Below are 21,780 nucleotides of genomic sequence, written 5' to 3'. Positions count from 1 at the left end.
CCATGCTGACGCGCATCGACCACATCGGCATCGCCTGCCACGACCTGGAGGCGACCGTGGAGTTCTACAGGGAGACCTACGGCTTCACCGACGTGCACTTCGAGGTGAACGAGGAGCAGGGCGTGCGCGAGGCCATGCTCAAGATCAACACCACCGGGGACGGCGCGGCGAGCTACCTCCAGCTGATCACGCCGATCCGGGACGACTCGACGGTGGCCAAGTGGCTGGCCAAGAACGGCGAGGGCGTGCACCACATCGCGTTCGGTACCGACGGCGACGTCCAGGAGGAGGCGGACGGCATCGCGGGCAAGGGTGTCCGCGTGCTCTACGACCAGCCCCGGCACGGCTCGCTGGGGTCGCGGATCACCTTCCTGCACCCGAAGGACTGCCACGGCGTGCTGACCGAGCTCGTCCAGAAGCCGTGAGTGCGTCGTGACGGCCCGCGAGATGATCCAGGTAGCCTCCCGCAGATTGTGACGTGTTTGAAATCACACGGCCGTTTCGCGGGTCCCGGGCCCGCCGCTCTGTAGCCGTTCCTGCGCGAATGGTGGTTTTGAGGGCGGTACACCTGCGCACCTGGGGTGCCACGAGGCAAACTCACAAAAACGACAAAACCACGCAGCGCGTCAAGATGAGCCCCCAACACGGCAGCCACGGGAGTACGCTTCATTCGCCGGAAGAGGTCTGGGGCCGCGCGCCCGTCAAAGCCAGGCGATCAACCGGTCCCCGGAACCGACCGCAGCCCCGTCACATCAGGATTGAGCCACATGCAGTCCGACATCGACGCCCAGCTCAGCAACTTCTTTGAAGACACGCCCCCGCGCGAGTTCGACGTGGTGCTTCGCGGCTACGACCGGCACCAGGTCGACGAGCACATCAAGCAGCTCGACAACGAGGTCCGGCAGTCCCGCGAGTCGACACAGGCGCTGCAGCGCGAGCTGTCGGACGCCCATCGCCAGCTCCAGGAACAAGAGCGCCCCACCTATTCCGGTTTGGGCGCCCGTATCGAGCAGCTGCTGCGGCTCGCCGAGGAGCAGGCCACCGAACTCGTCCAGGCCGCGCGCTCCGAGGCCAACGAGATCAAGGCGGCCGCCAAGGTCGACGCGGCCGAGCTGCGCGCCACCGCCGAGAACGAGGCCTCCGAGCTGCGCGCCACCGCCCAGCGCGAGGGCGAGGACCTGCGCAACGCCGCCGAACGCGAGGCCGAGGAGGTGCGCACCTCCGCCCGGCGTGAGTCGGACGAGCTGACCTCCACGACCGAGCGCGAGGTCGCCAAGCTGCGCGCCACCGCCGACCACGAGGTCGCCGAGAAGCGCGCCGCCGCCGAGCGCGAGATCGCCAAGCTGCGCACCACGACCGAGCGCGAGGTCGCCCAGCTCCGGGCGTCCACCAAGCGCGAGCGCGACGAGATCCTCACCACCGCCAAGCGGCAGGCCGACGAGATGCGCGCGCAGGCCCAGCGCATCCTGGAGGAGAGCGAGGCCCAGCGCGCCCAGGCCGAGGCCGAGTTCGAGATCCAGCTGGCCGCCCGCCGCGAGGAGGCCGACCGCCAGGACGCCGAACGGCACGCCGCCGCGCAGGCCGCCACGCAGAAGCTGGTGGCCGAGGCCGAGCAGCGCGCCGCGTCCGCCGAGCAGCGGGCCGCCAAGGCCACCCAGCAGGCCGAGCAGACCCGGCGCGAGGCCGACTCGCACGCCAAGCAGCTCATGGCCAACGCGCGCAAGAACAGCGACCAGGTCATCGCCGAGGCCAAGGCCCAGGCCGAGCAGCTGCTCGCCGAGACCAAGGCCGAGGCCGACCGCGTCCGCACCTCCGCGCAGCGCCAGGTGGACGAGCTCACCCGCCAGCGCGACAGCATCACCAGCCACCTCAACCAGCTGCGCCAGCTGATCGGCGGCATGCAGCCGCCGATGGGCGCCGTGGAGGAGCTGCCCACCGCCGAGAAGCCCGCGCTGGAGGCCAAGCCCGGCCCGCAGCAGCAGCAGCCCAAGCAGCCCGCCGCCGCCAAGGCCGCACCCGCGAAGGGCCAGAAGAAGAACGAGGACGACGAGGACTGGTGGCAGGAGTAGCGGCCACCTGACTCAATCCGTACGAGGCGGAAAAGCCTAGAGGTAGCAACTACCTCTAGGCTTTTCGTCATCTGAACGCGGACACCCCGTGACATGGCCGCCCGCTACGGACAGCGAACGGAAAGAAGGAGCGCGACGTGGCCGAGGAGACTCCCCGCAAGGACAGATCGCCGGCACCCGGCGACGAGCCGCCTGCCACGGTGCCTCCGCCCTCCCCACCCGCCGACGACACAGACGACGCCGAACCCACAGGCGCACCCAACACCACAAGCAGCGGCACTGACACAAGCAGCGCCACCAACGCGAGCGGCGCGGGCAGCGCGACTGGCGCAGGCAGCGGCACCACCACGAGCAGCGCCACTGGCGCGAGCGCCACCACGAGCGGAAGCGGCACCACCGGCGCGGATAGCACGACCGGCGCGGGCAGTGGCACTAGCGCGAGCGGCACCACAGGTGCGCACAGCACGACCGACCCAGGCAGCGGCGCAGACGCGCGCGGCACCACCGGCGCGGGCAGCGGCACTAGCGCGAGCGGCACCACAGGTGCGCACAGCACGACCGACCCAGGCAGCGGCGCAGACGCGCGCGGCACCACCGGCGCGGGCAGCGGCACTAGCGCGAGCGGCACCACAGGTGCGCACAGCACGACCGACCCAGGCAGCGACGCAGACGCGCGCGGCACCACCGGCGCGGGCAGCGGCACTAGCGCGAGCGGCACCACAGGTGCGGGCAGCGCGACTGGCGCGGGCAGCGGCACTGGCGTGAGCGGCACCACGGGTGTGGGCGGCACCACAGACTCAGACAGCGCGACCGAAGCAAGTGGCGGCACAGACGCGGGCGGTGGCGCAGATGTGAGTGGGGCCACAGGTGCGGGTAGTGCGGGTGGGGTTCGCGCGGGCGATGCCGATGCCACAGGCGAAGGCAGCGGCGCTGCGGGTGGTGGCGGCACCACGGCGGACGCGGGCGGTACCACTGGTGGGGAGCGTGTTCCTGCGGTGGTTGAGCGGACCGTTGTTGAGAAGACGACGGTGCAGGAGGATGTCGCGGCGACGCCGGATCCGGCGCACGATTTGGAGCAGCGCAAGATCGAGGCGGGGGTCGATCATCGGTTCCCGTTCGGGCGGCCCGGGGAGCCGCTGGGGAGGGCGCATCCGTTCGTGTTCGGGTTCGTCGCGGCGCTCGGGGTCATCACGGCTTGGCAGCTGTTCAACGCGGCGTTGAACGCCAAGTCGGTGCTGGTGATGATCACCGTGGCGATGTTCCTGGCGGTGGGGCTCAACCCGGCGGTGGAGCGGCTTCGCAGGGTCGGGCTGCCGCGGGGGCTCGCGGTCGGGATGGTGTTCCTGGGCGTGATCCTCTTTTTCGCGGGGTTCGTCGCCTCGCTCGTGCAGCCGGTGTCGGAGCAGACCACCGAGTTGCGCAAGAACATCCCCGGGTACGTGAAGCAGCTTCAGGAGAACGAGCGTCTCGCCGAGTGGGACAAGCGCTACGGTCTGCTGGACCGGGCTGAGAAGACGGTCAACAGCGAAGGGTTCCAGGACCAGCTCACGTCGTGGGCGACCGGCATCGGCAAGGTCGCGGTCAACGGCCTCTTCCAGACGCTGACCATTCTGATCCTGACGCTCTACTTCCTGAGTTCGCTGCCGCAGATCAAGACGTTCTTCTACCGGCTCGCGCCACGTTCACGAAGAGCGCGGGTGGCGCTGCTGGGCGACGAGATCCTGGACCGGATCGGCGGGTACGTCGCGGGGCAGTTCACGATCGCGTTCATCGCCGGCCTGACGACCTATATCTTCCTGTCGATCATCGGCATGAAGTACGCGCTCGCGCTGGCGCTGATCGTGGCGGTGACCGACCTCATCCCGCTGATCGGCGCCACCATCGGCGCGGTGGTCGTGACCCTGGTCGCCTTCCTCACCGGGTCGCTGACCGACGGGATCGTCTGCATCGTCTTCTACATCATCTACCAGCAGGTGGAGAACTATCTGGTCTATCCGCGCGTGATGAAGCGCACGGTGGACGTCCAGCCCGCGGTGACCATCGTGGCCGCTCTCATCGGCGGCGCGCTGCTGGGTGTGGTGGGTGCGCTGCTGGCGATCCCCACCGCCGCTTCCATCGCGCTGCTCATCCGGGAGGTGGTGGTGCCCCGCCAGGAGACGATGTGACTCCTGGCGGGGCTCCGCCTCACTTGCGCCAGATGGCGGCGTAGCGCGAGGACGCGCCCGTGCCGCCGCCCGCGATCTGGATCGGGTAGTAGCCCTTGGCCTTGGCCTGCTTGAGCCGGGCGGTGAGCCCGGCGGAGGTCATGCCGGTGAGCTCGACCCAGGGGCCGATCTTGTCGCTGCGCCAGATGGCGGTGTAGCCGCTGCCCACGGCGACGAAGGACGGACGCCAGCCCTTCTTGACCTGCGCCTTGAAGAGCTTGTCGTGCGCCGCGAAGCTCTTGTTCAGCGAGACGCTCCACTTCACCTTGCGCGGGTTGGCCACCCACACGGCGAGGAAGCGCGGCGCCTTCGCGGTGCCGTAGGCGTCGATCGAGATGGGGATGAAGCCCTTGCGCTGCGCGTAGGTGTTGTGCTTCGCCAGCTTGGCGGCGGTCAGGTCACCCCAGGCGAAGAAGTTGCCCTTCTTCTTCTCGAAGATCCCCGAGTAGAGACCCGAGGCGCCCGAGCCGGTCGCCGTGATGGTGATCGGCTGGTAGCCCTTCTTGCGCAGCCCGTTGAACGACTTCTGGAACGTGGCGCGCGTCTGGCCGACGATCTGGGTGAACGCCGGGCCCTTGCGCTTGACCCAGACGGCGGCGTACTTGGGGTTGGCCCGGTCCGAGACGTTCAGCGAGATCGGCCGGTAGCCGCTGCGCGCCAGCTTGGTGCCGGTCGCCACGTGGTAGGCCTTGGACTTGGCGTGGTACTCGACGTACGCCGGTGCCTTGGCCACGGCGGCCACCGGCTCGGCCGAGGCGGTGTTTCCGGTGACGACCAGCGGGACGGCGACGCCCGCGGCGGCCACCACCGCGATGACGCGGCCCGTTATGTGCTTGTTCATTGACCCTCCAGTTCGGGACATGCCTAAAAAGTCCTATCAGACCTGTCGTGAACGGGAGGGACGACCCCTCAGCCCGCCATGCGGGCGATCGCGGCGGTGAACTCGGCGACGGCCTGGTTGAACAGGTCGGGTTGCTCGACCGCGCACAGATGACCGGCCCGCGGGATGACCAGCAGTTCCGCGTTGGGAATCGTGTCGACCATGGCCCGCGCGTCGGCCTCGGTGGTGAGCGTGTCCTCGGCGCCCACGACGACGAGCGCGGGGACCTTGAGTGTGCGCAACGTCTCGAAACTCTCGCCGCGCGCCGCCATCGCGCGCAGCGCCCACGCGGCCGCGCGCGGCGGGGTGGCCTGCACGAGACCGCGCACCCGTCCGTACACCAGGGCCCGCTGCCGGAACGTCGTCGGACCCACCAGGTGCGGGAGCACCTCGTCCAGCAGCACCCGTACGGTGTCCTCGGTTTCCAGCCGTTCCACCTGCGCGAGCCGCGCGGCGCGGATCTCCGCGGAGTCCTCTCCGGCGCGGGTGTCGGCCAGCACCACGCCCATGACGAGGTCAGGGTGGCGGCGGCACAGCGCCATCGCGACGTACCCGCCCATCGACAGCCCGCCGACCACCGCCCGCGCCACGCCGATCCGCCGGAACAGGCGCGCCACGTCGTCGGCCATCTCGTCCACCGACGGCTCCTCGGTGCCCAGCACCGAGCCGCCGAAGCCGCGCAGATCCGGAGTGATCACACGGAAGCGCGTGGCCAGCCCCTCGCGCTGGTTGAGCCACATCGCCGAGGACAGCGGGAAGCCGTGGATCAGGACGAGCGGCGTGCCGACACCCACATCCCTGGCGTAGAGCTGCACGGTCATCGCGGCGCCCACCTCCCAGGGTCTTCAGCCCGTATGCCGCCGTGCACACGGCGGCTACGCAATCGTCACCCCGATGGGCCGAATCCCGGAGAGGAGTGGCCGTGTCCGGCCGATCCGGTTTAGTTGTCCGATTCATCCCATTCGGTGGGGAGCGGGAAGGCCCGCGGCGCGACCCGCCGCACGACCTCGTTGAGCACAGTGCGCACATAGGGCTCGCCGACCCACAGGTGTTTCGCGCCTTCCACGGCGACGACCTCCGCCTGCGGGACGCGCTTGAACCGTTCCCGGGCCTCGGCGGGCCGGAGGTAGTCGTCGAACTCGGGCACCAGCGCGACGACCGGCCGCCCGTCGGCGCCCCAGGCGTCCAGGTCCGCGTCCTGAGCCCGGTGGAGCGGCGGCGAGAGCAGGATCGCGCCCTCGACCAGCGGATCACGGCCCCACTTCAGGGCCAGCTCCGTCCCGAACGACCAGCCCAGCAACCACGGATGCGGCAGGTCGTGGAACTCCGCGTACTCGATCGCCGCCGCGACGTCGTGCCGCTCGGTCTCGCCCTCGCCGAACTCGCCCTGGCTCGTTCCCCGCGCCGAGGTGGTCCCCCGGGTGTTGAACCGCAGCACCGCCACGTCCGCCAGCGCGGGCAGCCGGAACGAGGCCTTGCGCAGAACGTGGCTGTCCATCATCCCCTCGGCGGTGGGCAGCGGGTGCAGGCAGACCAGGGTCGCCACCGGGGGCCGTTCCAGCGGCAGGGCCAGCTCGCCCACCAGCTCCAGCCCGTCGGCGGTGTGGAGGGTGATCTCCTCCCGCCGGGCGGGCAGCACCGTCGCAGCCCTGATCTCCGCCATGCGCCTGGTCTCCTCGCTGTCGCTCACGTGTGTCGGCCGCGGCCCGGATGTCAGTAGCGGGGCGCGTTGCGCGACCGCTGGAGGTTGGGGGTCCGGCGGTCGCGGGCGTTCCAGCAGGGACGGTGCCAGTGCCGCCGGTCGCCGGCGCCGCCGCGTTCGTCGGCGGGCCACACCACGAGGTGCCCCACCCCCGGCGGGATCTCCTGATCGCAGCCGGGGCAGCGGTACGCCTTGACCGCGTTGGCCCCGGCGATCGTACGGACGATCCACTCGCCGTCCGCCCCCTCCTCGGTGCTCTGGTCCCAGTACGAACCGCCGCCCGCCGCCGGTCCGGGATTGGGGGCGGAGCGGCGGTTCTTACGCGGACTCATGATGACCAGGATATTGGCGGATCAGCACGTCTCGTTCAGCGCAGGGTGCGGCCCGCGGTGACGTACTCCTCCAGCAACGGCGCAGGCGCCAGGGCGGGCTCGCGGCTCTCGGCGTAGAGGGCGCGCAGTACCGCGACGGCCCGGTCGAGGCCGAGCCGGTCCAGGTCGGCGATCGGACCGGTCGGGTAGCCGCATCCCAGCGTCATCGCGGCGTCGATGGAGTCGGCGTCGGCGTAGCCGGCCTCCAGCATGGCGGCGGCGTCGTTCAGGTAGGGGAAGCGCAGCGCGTCCACGATGAACCCGGCACGGTCGCGGCAGCGGACGGCCGTCAGGCCGAGCCTGCCGGCCAGCGCCGCCGCCTTGTCGACGACGCCGGGCGCGGTCACGACCGTTCCGGCGATCTCCACCAGTCCGCCGCCGGCCTCGGGAAAGTGCAGCCCGACCACGTCGCCGGGCCGGTCGGTCGCCATGGCCAGGTCGATGACCGGCACCGTCGACGCCGTGGTCGCCAGCACCGCGTCCGGTGCCGCGACGTCGTCGACCGCCGCGAACAGCGACCGCTTGACCGAGACGTCCTCGGCCACCGCCTCGATGACGAGTTCGCAGCCGGCCAGGTCCGCGAGCTCGGACCCGCCGCGCACCCGTGCCAGTGTCTCGGCGTCCAGGGCCTTCTCCAGCTCGGTGCGCGCCGCCTGGGCCTTGTCGTCGTCGCCCGCCACGTACCGGACCTCGCTGCCCGCGCGCGCGGCGGCGACGACGATCGCGACGGCCTGCGTGCCCGAGCCTGCGACGCCGACGACCGGCCGCGGCGCCTCGTCCGCCGTGGCCTGCGCGGCTCCTGCGTCGGCCTGGGCGGCCTGGGCGGCCGTCTTGTCGTAGGAGTAGAAGCCGCGGCCGGTCTTGCGTCCGAGCAGCCCGGCCGTGACCAGCTCCCGCAGCACCGGGGCGGGCGCGTGCCGCCGGTCGCGCGACTCCTGGTAGATCGCCTCCAGGACCTCCAGACAGGTGTCTAGCCCGATGAGGTCCATCAGGGTGAACGGGCCCATCGGCAGGCCGCCGCCGACCTTCATGGCAGCGTCGATGTCGTCGCGGGTCGCGTGCCCCGACTCCAGCATGGCCGCGGCCTGGTTGAGGTAGCCGAAGAGCAGCCGGTTGGCGACGAACCCCGCCCGGTCGCCGACGGTGACCGGGGTCTTGCCGAGGCCCCGGACGAGGTCGGCCACCCGCGCGACGGCGCCGTCCTCGGTGAGCACGGTGCCGATGACCTCGACCAGCTTCATGACCGGCGCCGGGTTGAAGAAGTGCACGCCGACGATCTTGGCGGGCCGGTTGGTGGTGACGGCGATGTCGGTGACCGAGAGCGACGAGGTGTTGGTGGCCAGCACGGCGTCCGGCCGGCAGACCCGGTCCAGCTGCTCGAACACGCGCCGCTTGAGCTCCAGCCGCTCCGGCACCGCCTCGATGACCAGGTCGCAGCCGGCAAGCTCGGCGAAGTCCGTGGACAACGCGATCCGGTCGAGGATCTCGCGCCGCGCCTCCTCGGTGAGCCTGCCGCGCTTGAGCGCGCGCCCCGTCGAGCCCTCCAGGTTGCCGCGGCCCCGGTCGAGGGCCTCCTGGTTGATCTCGATGCCGACGACGGCGAGCCCGCCGCGGGAGAGGACCTCCGCGATCCCCGCGCCCATCGTGCCCAGTCCGACGACTCCGACCCTGCTGAACGAACCACCACTCATGCCTGGCAGTCTCCCAGAGGCGCGCACGGCACCCCAAGCGCGGGTACCACGTGCATGTGCGCTTCGGAATCTTTCTCCTCGCGACCCGCTATCCCGGCCAGACCGACGCCGACGCCCTGGCCCGTACCGTCGAGGCCGCCCTCACCGCCGAACGGGCCGGCTTCGACGACGTGTGGATCGCCGAACACCACTTCATGTCGTACGGCGTCTGCCCGTCGGCGCCCACGCTCGCCGGCGTCCTGCTCGGCCGGACGAGCCGCATCCACGTCGGAACGGCCATCAGCATCCTCTCCAGCCAGCACCCGGTCATGCTCGCCGAACAGGCCGCCCTCCTGAGCCTGGTCTCCGGAGGGCGCTTCCATCTGGGGGTGGGCCGTGGCGGCCCCTGGCGTGAGCTGGAGGTCTTCGGTACCGGCCTGCCCCGCTACGAGAAGGGCTTCGCCGAGTCGCTGGACCTGCTGCTCGCCTGGCTCCGTTCCGACCGCCTCGGCTGGTCCGGCGAGCACTTCGAGTTCCGTGAGGTGCCGGTCGTTCCGCGTACGGCCACCCCTCCCCCGGTCGCGGTGGCCTGTGCGTCACCCGCCACCGAGGCGCTGGCGGCGGCGCGCGACCTTCCCATGCTGCTGGGGATGCATGTGGGGAACGCCGACAAGGCGGAGGCGGTCGCCCGTCACGGCAGGCCCGCCCCGCACATCTCCACCCATCTCGCGCAGGTCGCCGACTCGCGTGCCGAAGCCGTCGAGACCATCCTGCGGCGGATGCCGCCCTGGCTCGGCCCGGGCCTCGACTCGTACGTCGCGGTGGACGACCGCCCGCGTCCCAAGCGAGATCCCGTCGCCTACGTGCGTCACCTGTGCGAGCTCCAGCACCCGATCGGCTCGCCGGACGACTGCGCGGAGGCGCTGCTGGCCACGGCCGAGCACACCGGCATCCAGCACATGATCATGCACGTCGAGGCGGGCGGCTCCCGTACGGCCACCCTCGACAACATCGCCCGCCTGGGAAGCGAGGTCATCCCCAAGGTCAGGGCCGCGCAGCCTACCTCCGGGTACGGCTGACAGAGGTCGCGCCGGGCCGGAAGGAGCCACGCGCCCTCCGGCCCAGCATGACCGGTGGGTCGTTCAGCAGTCGCGCAGTTCCGGCGACTGGTTGAGGATCTGCTCGCGCGGGGTGACGAAGCGCCGGTAGGTCTCGGAGTCACCCGTCGGGAACACCGCGACGCGATGGCAGTTCTGGAACGCCAGCTTCACTCCGAAGTAACGCTCCAGCGTGCCGCGCATGGAGTCGCTCGCCAGCACTCTCAGCAGCTGGCCGCGTGCCTGCTCGTCCGGCGGCGGGGTGTGGTTGTCGGCGAGGTCGCCGCCGTCGACCTGCAGCCGGGCCACCAGCCCGCTGATCATCTCCCAGGCGTACGGGAGCGAGGTCCGGATGCAGTCGACGAAGGCCGCGTCGTCGATCTCTCCCCGCTGCGCCGTCTCCAGGAGCTCCGGGGTCACGTCAAGGGACATTCGTGTGTTCCTTTCACGAGCTGTGACGAACACCTATCTCTTGGGACGCTAAGTCCGGTTCTCGGAGAATTCCAGGCCTTGACAGCCGCGTTCTTGCCGGTCGCCCTCAGCGGCCCTCGGCGGCCAGGCGCACCCTGCGCGAACGGCGCGAGGCCACGCGCGGTGCCCGCTCCTCCCAGAACCTGCGGGCCCTGCGGACGATGGCGGCGTCACGGTCGGCCTTCGCCGCGGCCCGGAGGTCCCGGGCGCGCTCCTGCATCACCGAGTACATGATGTCGTTGTGGAACATGACCCCTCCTTGTGGTGCGGGCCGTTCTCCCTGGCCCGACATCCTCAAGGTTCGTCCTAAGGCCCCCGGCGCCACATCGGGACGACGCCTTACTTACGCCACCGCGCCGCCTTAGGCCGGCCAAGACGCCTTAGACCAGCTCAGACGCGTTCGCTCGGCCGAGACGTGCCGATCAGCGGACGCGTTCGATCAGCGGACCGGGCCGACGGCTGCGATGAACTCGGCGAGCAGGTACTGGAACGCCACCGTGGTGTCACCGACTCCCATGGGCACCCGACCACGGACCTCCAGGTCCAGGAACCCGTAGAGGCGGATGGAGCAGCTGAGGAACACCATCGAGGTCTCGGCCGACCGGACGGTGAGACGTCCTCCCGAGCCCGGGCGCTGCTGCCACAACTCTTCGAAAAGACCGAGGAACACCTTGGCGACCCCGGCCGAGAAGCCGCGCTCGATCATGGCACTCCGCACGAGCTCGTACTCGTGCTCGTGGGACAGCGCCCACGTGCGGAGTCCGTTGCCGGCGCTCCTCAATCTGTCACCCGGGTCGTCCACGGGGCGTGCGCCCAGCGCGGCCCGGAGATCGTCGGCGAGCGAGTCGTCGATCTCGTCGGCCAGCCGGCGCAGCAGGTCGTCGCGCCCGGCGAAGTAGCGGTACAGGGCCGGAGGCGTCATGCCGAGCTCGTCCGCGACCGCGCGCATCGTCACGCTCGCGGGCCCCGCCCGGTCGAGCACCCGGCGGGCGGCCCGAGAGATCTCGCGCCGGGTCGCGGCCCGCACCCGATCTCGCCGATCACCCTGAACCCGGCGTATCGCCTCTGTCACCGGGGCCGCCGCTCAGCGGGCGGCGCCGAGGGATGCGGAACGCGAGGGCGGGAGGTGTCCCCGGTACGCGGCCGGGCGCCAGACCCGCCGACCATGCGGTGCAGCACCGGCAGCACCGGCAGCGCCAGGAGCGCCAGGCCCGCGACCCCAAGGCCACCCGTGAAGATCCATTCGCGGGTGCCGGCGTACCGGTAGACCTGGCCGCTCCGGCCGACGTCCCTGGCCCGGGTCCGCCCGCCCTGGACGAGGTCACCCGCGCCGCCGTAGAGGGACACCTGGGTCTTCACACGGGTGCCGTCATCGGACAGGAACCCGCCCTCCCAGCCGCACGCGGTGTGCCCGGGGTGGTTGACGCAGTTGAGGCGCTCGGCGGTAAACGTCCCCGGGACCCCCGTCCCCGCCCGCGCCGACTTCATCACCGGCCGAAGATTGGGCACCGCCAGGTAGAGCAGGAACATGCCCAGCAAGGCGACGAGCAGGCTCCCGGCGCCGAAGCGCCGGGAGCCCGCTCGGCCAGGGCGTGCGGACCCGGTCGCCACGTCAGGCCACCTCGGCGGCGGCGCGGCGCGGTGCCCGGGCGTCGCCACAGGTACAGTCCATGGCCGCCCGTTCGGCCGCGTTGGGCCGCATGTGCAGGATCATCGCGACCACCATCGGGGCGAACACGACCGCGTTGTAGAACAGGTGCAGTTCCACGCGGGGGAACGCCAGTTGCAGGATGCTCGTCGGCGCGGGGCGGCCGGCCAGATTGCTTCCCGTGACGGCTTGCAGCAACAGCAGCAGGTGCTCCAGGTGGTGCCAGATCTGGATGATCAGTGACACGTTCCACCAGGTGCGGGCACGTCCGGTGAAACCCCGCCGCAGCAGCAGCAGGCCGCCGAGCATGACCAGCGCGTAGCCGTAGTGCAGCCACTCGGACTTGATCAGCCACGGGAAGGGGACGCCGAGCACACCGCGGGCCTTCGGAACGGGCCAGCCCAGTGCCCAGATCTGAATCGCCTGTGCCACATGCTCGGCCCAGTGGGCCACCACGATCACCATGAAGGCCGCCAGCGCGGCCTTGTGGAAACGTGTGTTCACCGCGGTGATCCCGCCCTGGAACGTGGCCATGGTTTACCTCGCTCTCCTCGGTCGTGCCATGTCGGGTCGTTCGTCGTTGGTCGTTGGTCATTGGTCGTGAGGGCGCGGCGGCTCAGGCCCAGGGCGCGACCGGGTACCAGATCATTTCCCGGCGCGCGAGGATCCGGACGTCCCAATAGAGCAGCGTGAAGACGCCGGCCACGAGGAAGGCGACCGCCACCAGCGTCGCCGCCCGGCCCGGCTTGGCGGCGATCCAGCGCTGCAGGCACGGGCCCGCGATCAGGGCCATGAGCAGGAAGAGGACCGCCATGATCACGATGTTGCCGAGGGACTGGAGGGCGAAGGCCAGCGCGCCGTAGAACGGATTGTGGCTTTCGGCGGCGTCCCGGAACATCTGGCGGAACAGGCCGAACGGACGTCCGATCAGGAAGCCGCCGATCAGCACGCCCATCAGGATCATCGGAGCGTTCGGGAACCGCGCGGTGATCCGGGCCATGGGGTCGGGGATCAGCCCCAGCGCGGCCAGGCCGAGCGCGATCATCACCAGGCCGATGAGGCCGAACACCACCATCGACTGGACCATCCGCGGCGAGAATCCCGTCCTGGCGGTGGCCGTGGAGAACTGCGGCATGTGCGTGCCGACCAGGCCCACGATGACGCCGTACGCCGCCGATACCGTGAGCATGCCGGCCGAGAGCCAGGCGAGCGGCTTGACCACCTGCAGCATGCGGCCCCGCGCCGTGGTCGGCCGGCCGACCAGGGGGGCGAGGGCACCGAACACCGCCACGTTGCACGCGGTGAACGTCCCGGCGACCCCGGTGGCGAACGCGAAGGCGAACCCGGCCATGATGCCCGCGATCGGCGTGCCCTTGGCGTGGTGCCCGAGCATGGAGTCGGCGACGTTGTCACCGATCGTCTGGTCGACGAACTCCGCCGACCAGACGACGGTCAGGAGGAAACCGGCGAGCGAGCTGAGGGCGAGGATCAGAAGGCGCCGCCGGGGGAAGTCACCGGTGACGAACGTGGTGGCCGCCGGGCGGACGCCCGCGACGGGTTTCGCGGTCTGGACCATGACGTGCTCCTGTCGGTGGGACGACCAGGGCTCTCAGGATCGGCTTTCGCGGCCCTTTGATATGGCCACCCATATCGGGCCTCAATCGCCGAGAACGATCGGCCCGTATTACCGCGAACGCCAACTTCACTGCCACGTCATCGTAACCAGAGCCACCGAGCCATGGCCTTATTCAAACGTGCGCTTCTGCCGCGCACCAATCAAGATCGGCATCGTGCCGATGAGCGTCCCTGTTTATTTCACGACCATTAACGGCTATTGCTTCGGGCCCGCTGCGGCCGAACCGGCGAAGACGTCGCGCAGAAATGGCAGCATCGTGGCGCCGAAGCGCCGTGGATCATCAATGAAGGGCCAATGCCCGGAGTCCGGAAAGACCTCGACGCGGGCCTGCGGGAAGGTCGCGCGCTGGCGCTGCGCGAGGCGGGCCGGCAGGTAGGGGTCATGGGCGCCCCAGATGACCAGAACCGGACAGTGGCAGGACTTGAGCGCCTGATGCCATTCTGCCGACGCACCGGCCGGGTCCGAGGTGGCGCGATAGAGCCGCAGCACCGCGCGTTTCGTCCCGGGATCAAAGTCGTCGTACATCCGGTCGGCGAATTCCCTCGGCAGCCGCCAGGGGTTTCCGTGGCGCAGAAGTGCTCGGAAAGCAACCCGAGTGGTCGTCGCCATGAACAGCTCACCCAGAAGCGGCGTGCGCCAAATGCGAGCCAGGTAATGCCACCGGTATCCCATGAGCACACCCGTGTTCACGAGGGTGAGACTGGCCAGCCGCCCGCTGTTGGCCGCCGCCCATGACAGACCCCATGGCCCGCCGAAATCATGCAGTACCAAATGAACTTTGGCGATGCCGAGTGCCGCGAGCACGCCTTCGAGGTGTGCGGCGTAACCCGAGACGGTGTAGTCGAAGTCCGCGACCTTGGCGGCACTGCCGAAGCCCGGCATGTCCATCGCCACGGCCGGGGCGAAGGCGCCGACGCGGCGGACGAGATCGGCCCAGTCCGCGCCCGAGCCCGGATTGCCGTGCACGAAGACGACGGCCTCGCTGAGATCAGCCGAATCCAGGCGCGCTGCCTCCAGATCCGCTGACTCCAGATCCGCTGCCTCCGCTGGCTCCAGAGCCGCGGTGGGCACCGTGATCATCGCCGGTGTGCCGACGCCGCCGACGTCGAGTCGCCGCCGGATCACTACCCCGCCCGCGCGCTGCGCATACCCCATGGGGCGAGCGTGCACCACAACACCCTGGCCCGTCCTCTTCCATTGTGCGGGCCCCGCTTCACGAGGCCGACGGCATCCACACCGTGCGCCACCCGTCCGGCAGCGGCACGGGTAGGCGCACCACCGCGCGGGGTGGCGCCTCGGGACGGAGCGCGTCGTGCACTCGCAACTCGTGCCGCCCGTGCGATGGGTTCCGGGCGACGAAGAGCAGCCAGCCGCCGCCTTCCGCGTCGCTGCGCGGGTCGGGCGCGAACACGGGATCGCCCATCCGCCAGCCCGCCCCGAGATCGCCCGTCCGCGACGTACCGTCCGCAAGATCGTGGTGGACGAGCTCCGCGTGACCGCGACGGCCGAACACGTGACGATGGCGGCGGCCACTGACCCGCTCGTCCACGATCGCGTGCTCCGGCACGCCCGGCAGGGCCACGCCGTGAACGGTGCCGCTCGTGAGGTCGAACGTCCAGCGGTACGGTCCGCGGGCCCGGATCGTGTCCAGAACGACCCGGTCCCCGTCGTCATAGGCGTTCACGACATGCGTGACATGACACGGCTCAACGGGGAACCAGCGCGGCTCGCCGCCACCTCTCGGCAGCAGCCCGACCCGGGCGCCGTGCTCGTCTCGCCAGACGTAGGGCAAGCGAGCGCCGACCAGGGCGGCCGCCCGCGAGAAGACCAGGGGCTGGTCGAGCACCACCAGGAAACGCGGGGTGACCGCGACCGCCTCGATGAGCGGCGCGCCGTCCAGCGCGAACGCCTCGGCGGCGACCAGCGTGCCGTCCGGGGCGGCGACCAGGTGCTCGGCGTATCCAAGTCCGGGGTACGTGGCGACGGTGTGCCAGTTCGCTGATCCGGCCTCACGGACGGGACGGGCGATCGCGGCGGCCCCTGGCTCGTCGGAAGTGGCGTCGTCGGCGTCGCCGAGCCAGACCGAGGGGGCGAGCGCCGGCAAGGGACGCAGCGGCTCGCTACGGCGAACCGGCGTCTCGGCGCGATACCACTGGGCGGCGCCTCCACTCAGCCTGATGCCGCGGACGTGGTGGGGGCCGCTGCCAAAACGTCCGATCGGATGGGGGCCCGCCTGGAGGAAGGAACCGTCGAGCCCGTCCGGTAGCAGTCCGTCGACCGCCAGCGCGTCCGCCGTGGCCGTACGGGCGATCGTCGTCGCGGCCAGTGCCGTTCTCGGGTCGAGTGCGCGGATCGCGGTGGCCATCCCCACCGCCCCCTCTCGAAGACGCGCGGCATGCTCAGGCATAACAGCGTTGTGCTTCAAAAAATATCGGTGTTATGCAACGCTGTCAATGGATGAGCCCGGGTCCATGAGGACCCGGGCTCCAGCGACGTCCCGGCGGCTTCCCCGGCGACATCCCCGCGACTTCAGGAGGGCAGGCGCACGATCCGGAGGAAGGACGGCAGGGTCCAGGGGCGTCGGCCGCCCCGCACGACCACCTTTCCGGTGAGCGCCGCCCGCAGCTTGCTGATCCGGCCGAACAACATCAGGTTGAGCGTCACCGGATCGAACCACAGGCGCACATCGGCAGGCCCTCCCGGCTTCTCCACCGTGACGAAGCCGTCGGTCAGCACCATCACCACCGGCGTGGTGTGGCGGGACCGGAACTCCACCGCGACGCGTCCCTCCGGAGCGGGCCCGTGCCCGTCGAGCAGGCGCCCGTAGCCGTAGTGCGTCACCCCGACGAGGAACAGGTCGAGGAACAACCCCGCCTCCTCGGGCGCCACCTTCCACGGCGACCTGACGGAGAGCGCGATGTCGCGCCCATGGATCTGCAGTTCGTTCAGCAGGTGCGCGAGCACCCCCGCGAGCGGCACCTCGGAGCCGCCCAGCCACGCCACGGCGCGCGCCGGATCCTCTCCATCGCTGGACCGGAGGATCTGGTCGATGTCCGCCCGGATCAGCCGCCCGAGCTCGCGCGGGTCGCGCTCGGTGAACTCGCTCAGCAACGCCTCGTTGAACCGGTGGACGGTGTCGACCGTGGTCGCCTCCACCAGGCCGGCGGCCGCCGACTCGGGGAACGGGGCCGTGACGCCCTCGGGGTCCAGCAGGTGGGTGTAGGAGCGGGCGAGGGTCAGGACATGAGCGGCGGTGTCGGCCACCGACCAGTGCACGGTCGCCCTGGCCCCCGAACGGGAGGCGGCGTCCAGCAGTTCGGCGAAGCGGTCACCGGTCTCGGCTAGCGCCTTCCTGGCCAGTGTCCACTTGTCCTCCGTGAGCGGTACGACCATGTTTCCTCCCGTGCGTAGGCTCCTCGACGGGCGTGGCCGGCGGGGTGAACGGCCCCCAGGAGAAGGCCGGCAACCACGCTCCGGGATCGCGGCTCCAGGACAGCGCCGCGATCTGTTCATGGGTGCGCCGTCCCGTGAGCGTCCGGTAGAGATCGTGCCGATCCGCGGCGGCCAGGGTCACCGCCGGACGCTCCCCCTGGTTCGTCCAGCGCGCACCCGGCGTCACGATCTCAAGAGGAGGCAGCCCCAGCGTGCTCACCTGGGCGAGTACCGCGTTCGCGACGAAGTCGAGCATGCCGGGATAGGCGGGATGCCCGGCCGGTGGCGGCGACCCGAGGGCGTGCCGCAGATCGAGCTCGTGGGTGAACGCGTCCATCACCAGCACGTCGCTGAGCCGATCGGTGCTCGCGGCGACGAGCTCGTCGAGCCGCTCGCCGCGTTCGGCCCAGGAGTCCAGGAGCCGGGGCAGCGCGGGCGCGCCCGGCGTGGGCACGCGGCCAGGCCGCACGAACTCGCCCGTGGTCAGCCGTCTGGTCGCCACCGTACAGACGTCAGCGAGGTGATCCACCAGATCGCGCACGGTCCACTCCGGGCACGCGGGCACGGGGAGGACGGCCGCGTCGGGGCGGTCGGCGACCAACCGGGCCACGTCGTGCCGGATCCGCCGGTAGAGGACATGGTTGGGCACCCGCTCCCAGTCCGCGGGACGGTCTGCCGCGCCGGATCCGTTCATCGCCATGGGCACGCTCCCTCGGCCGACCTCGGCCGGCCCTCTGCCGACTCGTCACAGTGGGGTATTGCCGTGCTTGCGCCGGGGTGCCGGCTTGCGTTTCTCGCGCAGCATCTCCAGGCCGCGGGCGACGACGGAACGGGTCCGTGCGGGGTCGATCACGTCGTCCACCAGACCGCGTTCCGCCGCGTAGTACGGATGCATGAGCTGCGCGGAGTACTCCTCGATGAGCTCGGTGCGCAGGGCCGCGGGGTCCGCGGCGGCGATCAGTTCCTTGCGGAACAGCACGTTCACCGCCCCCTCGGCGCCCATGACCGCGATCTCGTTCGTCGGCCACGCCAGCGACAGGTCACAGCCGATGGAGCGCGAGTCCATCACGATGTACGCGCCGCCGTAGGCCTTGCGGATGATGACCTGGATCCGCGGCACGGTGGCCTCGCAGTAGGCGTACAGGAGCTTCGCGCCGTGCCGGATGACGCCCGCGTGCTCCTGGTCGACCCCCGGCAGGAAGCCGGGCACGTCGACCAGCGTCACCAGCGGGATGCCGAACGCGTCGCAGAACCGCACGAACCGGGCCGCCTTCTGGGCCGCGTCCGCGTCGAGCACGCCGGCCAGCACCATCGGCTGGTTGGCGACGACTCCGGCGACCTCCCCGTCGATACGGCCGAACGCGCAGATCACGTTGGGCGCCCAGTTCTCGTGCAGCTCGATGAACTCCTCGTCGTCCACCAGCTCGGTGATCACCTGCCGCATGTCGTACGGCTTGTTCGGCTCGACGGGGACGATCTCGGCCAGCCGGGGCCGCTCGTCGGCGGTCGCCCCGGTCCGCGCCGCGGCGGGCGCCGGCTCCACGTTGTTGCTCGGCAGCAGCGAGAGGAGGTAGCGGACCTCTTCCAGGCAGGTCTCCTCGTCGTCGTACACGAACGTCGCGACCCCCGTGCGACCGCCGTGCACGTCCGCGCCGCCCAGTTCCGCGTGGGTGACCCGCTTGCCGCTCACCGCCTCGACCACGTCGGGACCGGTCAGATACATCTGCGCGGTGTCGCGCACCATGAACGTGAAGTCGGTCAGCGCCGGCGAGTAGGCCGCGCCGCCGGCGCACGGTCCGAGGATCACGCTGATCTGGGGGATCACCCCGGACGCCTCGACGTTCCGGCGGAAGATCCCGCCGTACCCGTCGAGGGCCATCACGCCCTCCTGGATCCGGGCCCCGCCGCTGTCGTTCAGCCCGATCAGCGGCGCCCCGTTCTCCAGCGCCAGGTCCATCACCTTGTGGATCTTGCTCGCGTGCGCCTGTCCGAGCGAGCCGCCGAAGACGGTGAAGTCCTGGGCGTACACGAACACCCGGCGGCCGTAGACCGTACCCGAACCCGCCACGACGCCGTCGGTGGCCGGGCGGTTGCCCCCCAGCTTCAGGCCGTGCGCCTGGTGCCGGCGGAACATCTCGATCTCGATGAACGAGCCGTCGTCCAGCAACATCTCCAGACGTTCCCGCGCGGTCCGCTTGCCGAGACCGTGCTGGCGTTCGATCGCCGGCTCGTGCCCGGCGACCGTCAGCGCCCGCAGTCGCTCGCGGTCCTCGCGCAACCGCCGCATCGACGGTGCCGCCGCGGCGGCCTGGTCCTCCGGCGCGGCCTCCCGTGCGATGGCCGTGGTCCCGGTGCCGCGTGCCCGCCCGTTCGGCCTGGGCACCGGCACCGGGACGAAATCGAGCTCCGGAGCGCTCACCGCCCCTCCTCTCCCACAGCTGCCACGGGTGCCGGGCGGCAGGCGGCAAGGCCCGCCTGCCGCGCCGACAGATGCCCGTGCTGATGAAGCCAGCGCACCGTGTCCGCGAAGGTCTCCGCCGCCGGACGCGAGCCCGCGCCGCGGTCGCCTCGGAGATCGGCGGCGCAGGTGTAGACGGCGCCGTACTCGGCCGGGATGTGCCACGGCCAGACGCGCTGCACGACGGAGACCAGTGCGCCGGCCGGCAACATGGCGCGTGCGGGGAGGAACACGGTGGGCAGCCTGCGCCCGGTCACCTCTCTCAAGGCCGCGACGTACTGCCGGGTCGACAGCCGGCCGCCCGGGGTGAAATGCCGGCCCGGGGTCTGCGGACCGCCGAGACGATCCGCGTGGTACTCCGCCGTGTCCCGGACGTCCCCCACCGGGAACCCGCCGGACGGCCACATGGGCATCAGGCCCCGCAGCGCGTTCCGCAGCCGGGTGGTCTGGTCGCCCAGCTTCGGGTCGTGCGGGCCGAGGAGCGCGGGCGGGTACGTGATCACCACGGGTGCGCCGTCCGCCTGATGGCGGCGTGCGATCCGTTCGGCGCCCGCCTTGGTCGCCATGTAACGTTCCCGCGGCCTGCCGACCGGAGAGCCCGGCCGGACCTCACGCCCGGCCCCGGGCGCCAGCACGCCGAACGTCGAGACGTGGACGATCACGCCGTCCACCCGCCGCCGCGCCGCCGCGAGCACGACCTCGGTGCCCCGCTCGTTGGTGCGCCGCATCTCGCCGTGCCGCCTGCTGTCGAACGAGTAGACCGAGGCCGCGTGCAGCACGGCGTCCGTGCCGCGAACGAGACGTTCCGCGGCCGCCTCGTCGGTGACGTCACCGGCCACGACGTCGACGGCGGCGAGGTCGACGCCGAGCGGAGCCAGTGCGCGCTCGGCCTTCGCCTCGTCCCGGACCAGCATCCGCACACGATGCCCGCGCCGCGCCAACGCGGCGACGGAATGAGCCCCGACGAACCCGGTCCCGCCGGTCACGCCCACCAACATCGGATCATCCCCCTCGTCGAGCGATGCGACCTTCGGCCGAGCCCAAGCCTGACCGACGGCAGATCGTCCGGGCATCTCCCAGCATGCGATGACCACCGGGCGCGAGGGCGCCGTGCCGGGCTCAGGAGGAGATGTTGACGTTGCTGTTGTGGTACGCGGTGATGAGCCATTCCGCGTCCTGCCGGCTGAGCACCCACGTCGCGCGGATGGCCTGCTCGTCGGACACCTTCGTCTCGCCCGGCATGAGGACGCCCCCCTGCGTGACCAGGACGCAGACGTCGTCGGAGACGAACTTGACGTCGAGGGGCTCGCCGAACACCCGGCTGTCCTTGTAGGGCCCCTGGTAGCCGGCCGCCATGAAGTCCCGGATCGCCGCGCGGCCCTTCAGGTACACGTCACCGGGAAGGACCAGGGTGGCGTCCTCGGCACAGACGGCGGCGAAGGCGTCAGCGTCGTTGTCGGCCCAGGCCGCGATGATGCGCCGAAGAGTCTGCGCGGCGCCGGCCTGATCCGCGGAGGTCAGTGCGGACATGAGATCCCCTGTCGTTGGACGATCCATTCGCGGACCGATCGCTCTGGCATCGTCGGGCGGGCCATCTCGCGCCGCAACTCTCAAATTGCTTTGCCGACACCGCCAATGGCCGGAGCCGGTCCGTGCGCCGCCGCCGGTTTCGCCTACAGAACGGCCTTTCCATGCGACCGTAGGCGGGGTGAGCGATAAGAGCAGCGACATCCACGACGCCGTCACCGACTACTGCGAGAACCGCCTGGGCAGCCCCAAGGAGTTCCCCTTCAAGACGACTTCCCGCGTCTACAAGGTCGCCGGAAAGATGTACGCCTGCATCGCGGAAGACCGCGATCCGCGGCTCCTGAGCATCAAGCTCCCACCCGAAGAGGGTCTCGCGCTGCGCGCCGAACACCCCGACCACATCATGCCCGGATATCACCTCAACAAGCAGCACTGGAATTCGATCGTTCTCGACGGGACGCTGGACGACGACTTCGTGCTCGCACTGGTACGCCAGTCCTACGACACGGTCGTCGCGGGACTGCCGAAGAAGCAGCGCCCGCCCGAGCCGCCGGGCTGAACGTCCGCGACCCACCCCGGCTGAACGTCCGCAACCCAGGAGATGCGCCTGCCGGC

General features: G+C 70.8%; 23 protein-coding genes. 5 read left to right on the top strand and 18 right to left on the bottom strand.

What is annotated here, in order from left to right:
* The first annotated feature begins 2 nt into the window (after positions 1-2).
* From mce to ABD333_RS16650, 3 genes are all read left to right on the top strand, one after another.
* The gene (gene mce, locus ABD333_RS16660; RefSeq protein ID WP_344541874.1) at positions 3-425 is read left to right on the top strand and encodes a methylmalonyl-CoA epimerase; all 423 of its coding nucleotides are present in this window, start codon (positions 3-5) and stop codon (positions 423-425) included.
* A 342-nt stretch (positions 426-767) separates the two neighbouring features.
* Positions 768-2,069, top strand: coding sequence for a DivIVA domain-containing protein (locus tag ABD333_RS16655; RefSeq protein ID WP_344541873.1), 1,302 nt, complete (start codon positions 768-770; stop codon positions 2,067-2,069).
* A 137-nt stretch (positions 2,070-2,206) separates the two neighbouring features.
* Positions 2,207-4,234, top strand: a complete 2,028-nt coding sequence (locus ABD333_RS16650; RefSeq protein WP_344541872.1) for an AI-2E family transporter — start codon at positions 2,207-2,209, stop codon at positions 4,232-4,234.
* A gap of 19 nt (positions 4,235-4,253) precedes the next feature.
* On the opposite strand, the gene ABD333_RS16645 is transcribed toward ABD333_RS16650, so the two are convergent.
* The 5 genes from ABD333_RS16645 to ABD333_RS16625 form a co-directional block, all read right to left on the bottom strand.
* Positions 4,254-5,114 carry a hypothetical protein gene (locus tag ABD333_RS16645; RefSeq protein WP_344541871.1) on the bottom strand — a complete coding sequence of 287 codons (861 nt, stop codon included), beginning with the start codon at positions 5,112-5,114 and terminating at the stop codon, positions 4,254-4,256.
* Positions 5,115-5,182: 68 nt separating this feature from the next.
* On the bottom strand, positions 5,183-5,974 hold the full coding sequence (locus tag ABD333_RS16640; RefSeq protein WP_344541870.1) for an alpha/beta fold hydrolase: 792 nt from the start codon (positions 5,972-5,974) through the stop codon (positions 5,183-5,185).
* A 119-nt stretch (positions 5,975-6,093) separates the two neighbouring features.
* Entirely contained in the window at positions 6,094-6,816 is a 723-nt protein-coding gene (locus ABD333_RS16635; protein WP_344541869.1) for an alpha/beta hydrolase, read from the bottom strand.
* A gap of 50 nt (positions 6,817-6,866) precedes the next feature.
* The gene (locus ABD333_RS16630; protein ID WP_344541868.1) at positions 6,867-7,187 is read right to left on the bottom strand and encodes an ATP/GTP-binding protein; all 321 of its coding nucleotides are present in this window, start codon (positions 7,185-7,187) and stop codon (positions 6,867-6,869) included.
* A 35-nt stretch (positions 7,188-7,222) separates the two neighbouring features.
* Complete coding sequence (locus ABD333_RS16625; RefSeq protein WP_344541867.1) at positions 7,223-8,917, bottom strand: 3-hydroxyacyl-CoA dehydrogenase family protein; 1,695 nt, start codon at positions 8,915-8,917, stop codon at positions 7,223-7,225.
* Between the two features lie 56 nt (positions 8,918-8,973).
* Here ABD333_RS16625 and ABD333_RS16620 point away from each other — a divergent pair, with 56 nt between their 5' ends.
* Entirely contained in the window at positions 8,974-9,975 is a 1,002-nt protein-coding gene (locus ABD333_RS16620; RefSeq protein WP_344541865.1) for an LLM class flavin-dependent oxidoreductase, read from the top strand.
* Positions 9,976-10,038: 63 nt separating this feature from the next.
* On the opposite strand, the gene ABD333_RS16615 is transcribed toward ABD333_RS16620, so the two are convergent.
* The 13 genes from ABD333_RS16615 to ABD333_RS16555 form a co-directional block, all read right to left on the bottom strand.
* Positions 10,039-10,425 carry an SCO5389 family protein gene (locus ABD333_RS16615; protein WP_344541863.1) on the bottom strand — a complete coding sequence of 129 codons (387 nt, stop codon included), beginning with the start codon at positions 10,423-10,425 and terminating at the stop codon, positions 10,039-10,041.
* A gap of 106 nt (positions 10,426-10,531) precedes the next feature.
* Positions 10,532-10,714 (bottom strand): hypothetical protein, encoded by a 183-nt coding sequence (locus tag ABD333_RS16610; protein WP_344541861.1) that lies wholly within the window; start codon positions 10,712-10,714, stop codon positions 10,532-10,534.
* 189 nt (positions 10,715-10,903) lie between these two features.
* Positions 10,904-11,491: a TetR/AcrR family transcriptional regulator gene (locus ABD333_RS16605; RefSeq protein WP_344541859.1), complete on the bottom strand. Its 588-nt coding sequence runs from the start codon at positions 11,489-11,491 to the stop codon at positions 10,904-10,906.
* Between the two features lie 41 nt (positions 11,492-11,532).
* Positions 11,533-12,075 (bottom strand): hypothetical protein, encoded by a 543-nt coding sequence (locus tag ABD333_RS16600; RefSeq protein WP_344541857.1) that lies wholly within the window; start codon positions 12,073-12,075, stop codon positions 11,533-11,535.
* A gap of 1 nt (position 12,076) precedes the next feature.
* On the bottom strand, positions 12,077-12,646 hold the full coding sequence (locus ABD333_RS16595; protein WP_344541855.1) for a hypothetical protein: 570 nt from the start codon (positions 12,644-12,646) through the stop codon (positions 12,077-12,079).
* Between the two features lie 82 nt (positions 12,647-12,728).
* A complete protein-coding gene (locus ABD333_RS16590; RefSeq protein WP_344541853.1) occupies positions 12,729-13,688 on the bottom strand; it encodes a hypothetical protein in 960 nt (319 codons plus the stop codon).
* Between the two features lie 255 nt (positions 13,689-13,943).
* Positions 13,944-14,903, bottom strand: a complete 960-nt coding sequence (locus tag ABD333_RS16585) for an alpha/beta fold hydrolase (RefSeq protein ID WP_344541851.1) — start codon at positions 14,901-14,903, stop codon at positions 13,944-13,946.
* Positions 14,904-14,961: 58 nt separating this feature from the next.
* Positions 14,962-16,113, bottom strand: a complete 1,152-nt coding sequence (locus ABD333_RS16580) for a carotenoid oxygenase family protein (RefSeq protein WP_344541850.1) — start codon at positions 16,111-16,113, stop codon at positions 14,962-14,964.
* Positions 16,114-16,277: 164 nt separating this feature from the next.
* Entirely contained in the window at positions 16,278-17,141 is an 864-nt protein-coding gene (locus tag ABD333_RS16575) for a maleylpyruvate isomerase N-terminal domain-containing protein (RefSeq protein ID WP_344541848.1), read from the bottom strand.
* A complete protein-coding gene (locus ABD333_RS16570; RefSeq protein ID WP_344541846.1) occupies positions 17,077-17,880 on the bottom strand; it encodes a maleylpyruvate isomerase family mycothiol-dependent enzyme in 804 nt (267 codons plus the stop codon). The genes ABD333_RS16575 and ABD333_RS16570 overlap by 65 nt, the downstream gene beginning before the upstream one ends.
* 45 nt (positions 17,881-17,925) lie before the next feature.
* A complete protein-coding gene (locus ABD333_RS16565; RefSeq protein ID WP_344541845.1) occupies positions 17,926-19,599 on the bottom strand; it encodes an acyl-CoA carboxylase subunit beta in 1,674 nt (557 codons plus the stop codon).
* Positions 19,596-20,636: an NAD-dependent epimerase/dehydratase family protein gene (locus ABD333_RS16560; RefSeq protein ID WP_344541844.1), complete on the bottom strand. Its 1,041-nt coding sequence runs from the start codon at positions 20,634-20,636 to the stop codon at positions 19,596-19,598. The genes ABD333_RS16565 and ABD333_RS16560 overlap by 4 nt, the downstream gene beginning before the upstream one ends.
* Before the next feature lie 121 nt (positions 20,637-20,757).
* Positions 20,758-21,168 (bottom strand): SgcJ/EcaC family oxidoreductase, encoded by a 411-nt coding sequence (locus ABD333_RS16555; RefSeq protein ID WP_344541843.1) that lies wholly within the window; start codon positions 21,166-21,168, stop codon positions 20,758-20,760.
* Between the two features lie 178 nt (positions 21,169-21,346).
* Between ABD333_RS16555 and ABD333_RS16550 the strand changes: the two genes are divergently transcribed.
* Positions 21,347-21,724, top strand: coding sequence for an MmcQ/YjbR family DNA-binding protein (locus ABD333_RS16550; protein WP_344541842.1), 378 nt, complete (start codon positions 21,347-21,349; stop codon positions 21,722-21,724).
* The last annotated feature ends 56 nt before the right edge of the window (positions 21,725-21,780 follow it).

It is taken from the genome of Actinomadura fulvescens (assembly GCF_039533225.1).
Taxonomy (GTDB): domain Bacteria; phylum Actinomycetota; class Actinomycetes; order Streptosporangiales; family Streptosporangiaceae; genus Spirillospora; species Spirillospora fulvescens.
Note: the sequence above shows the minus strand (reverse complement) of the source record. Positions and strands in the feature narration are given on the sequence as shown.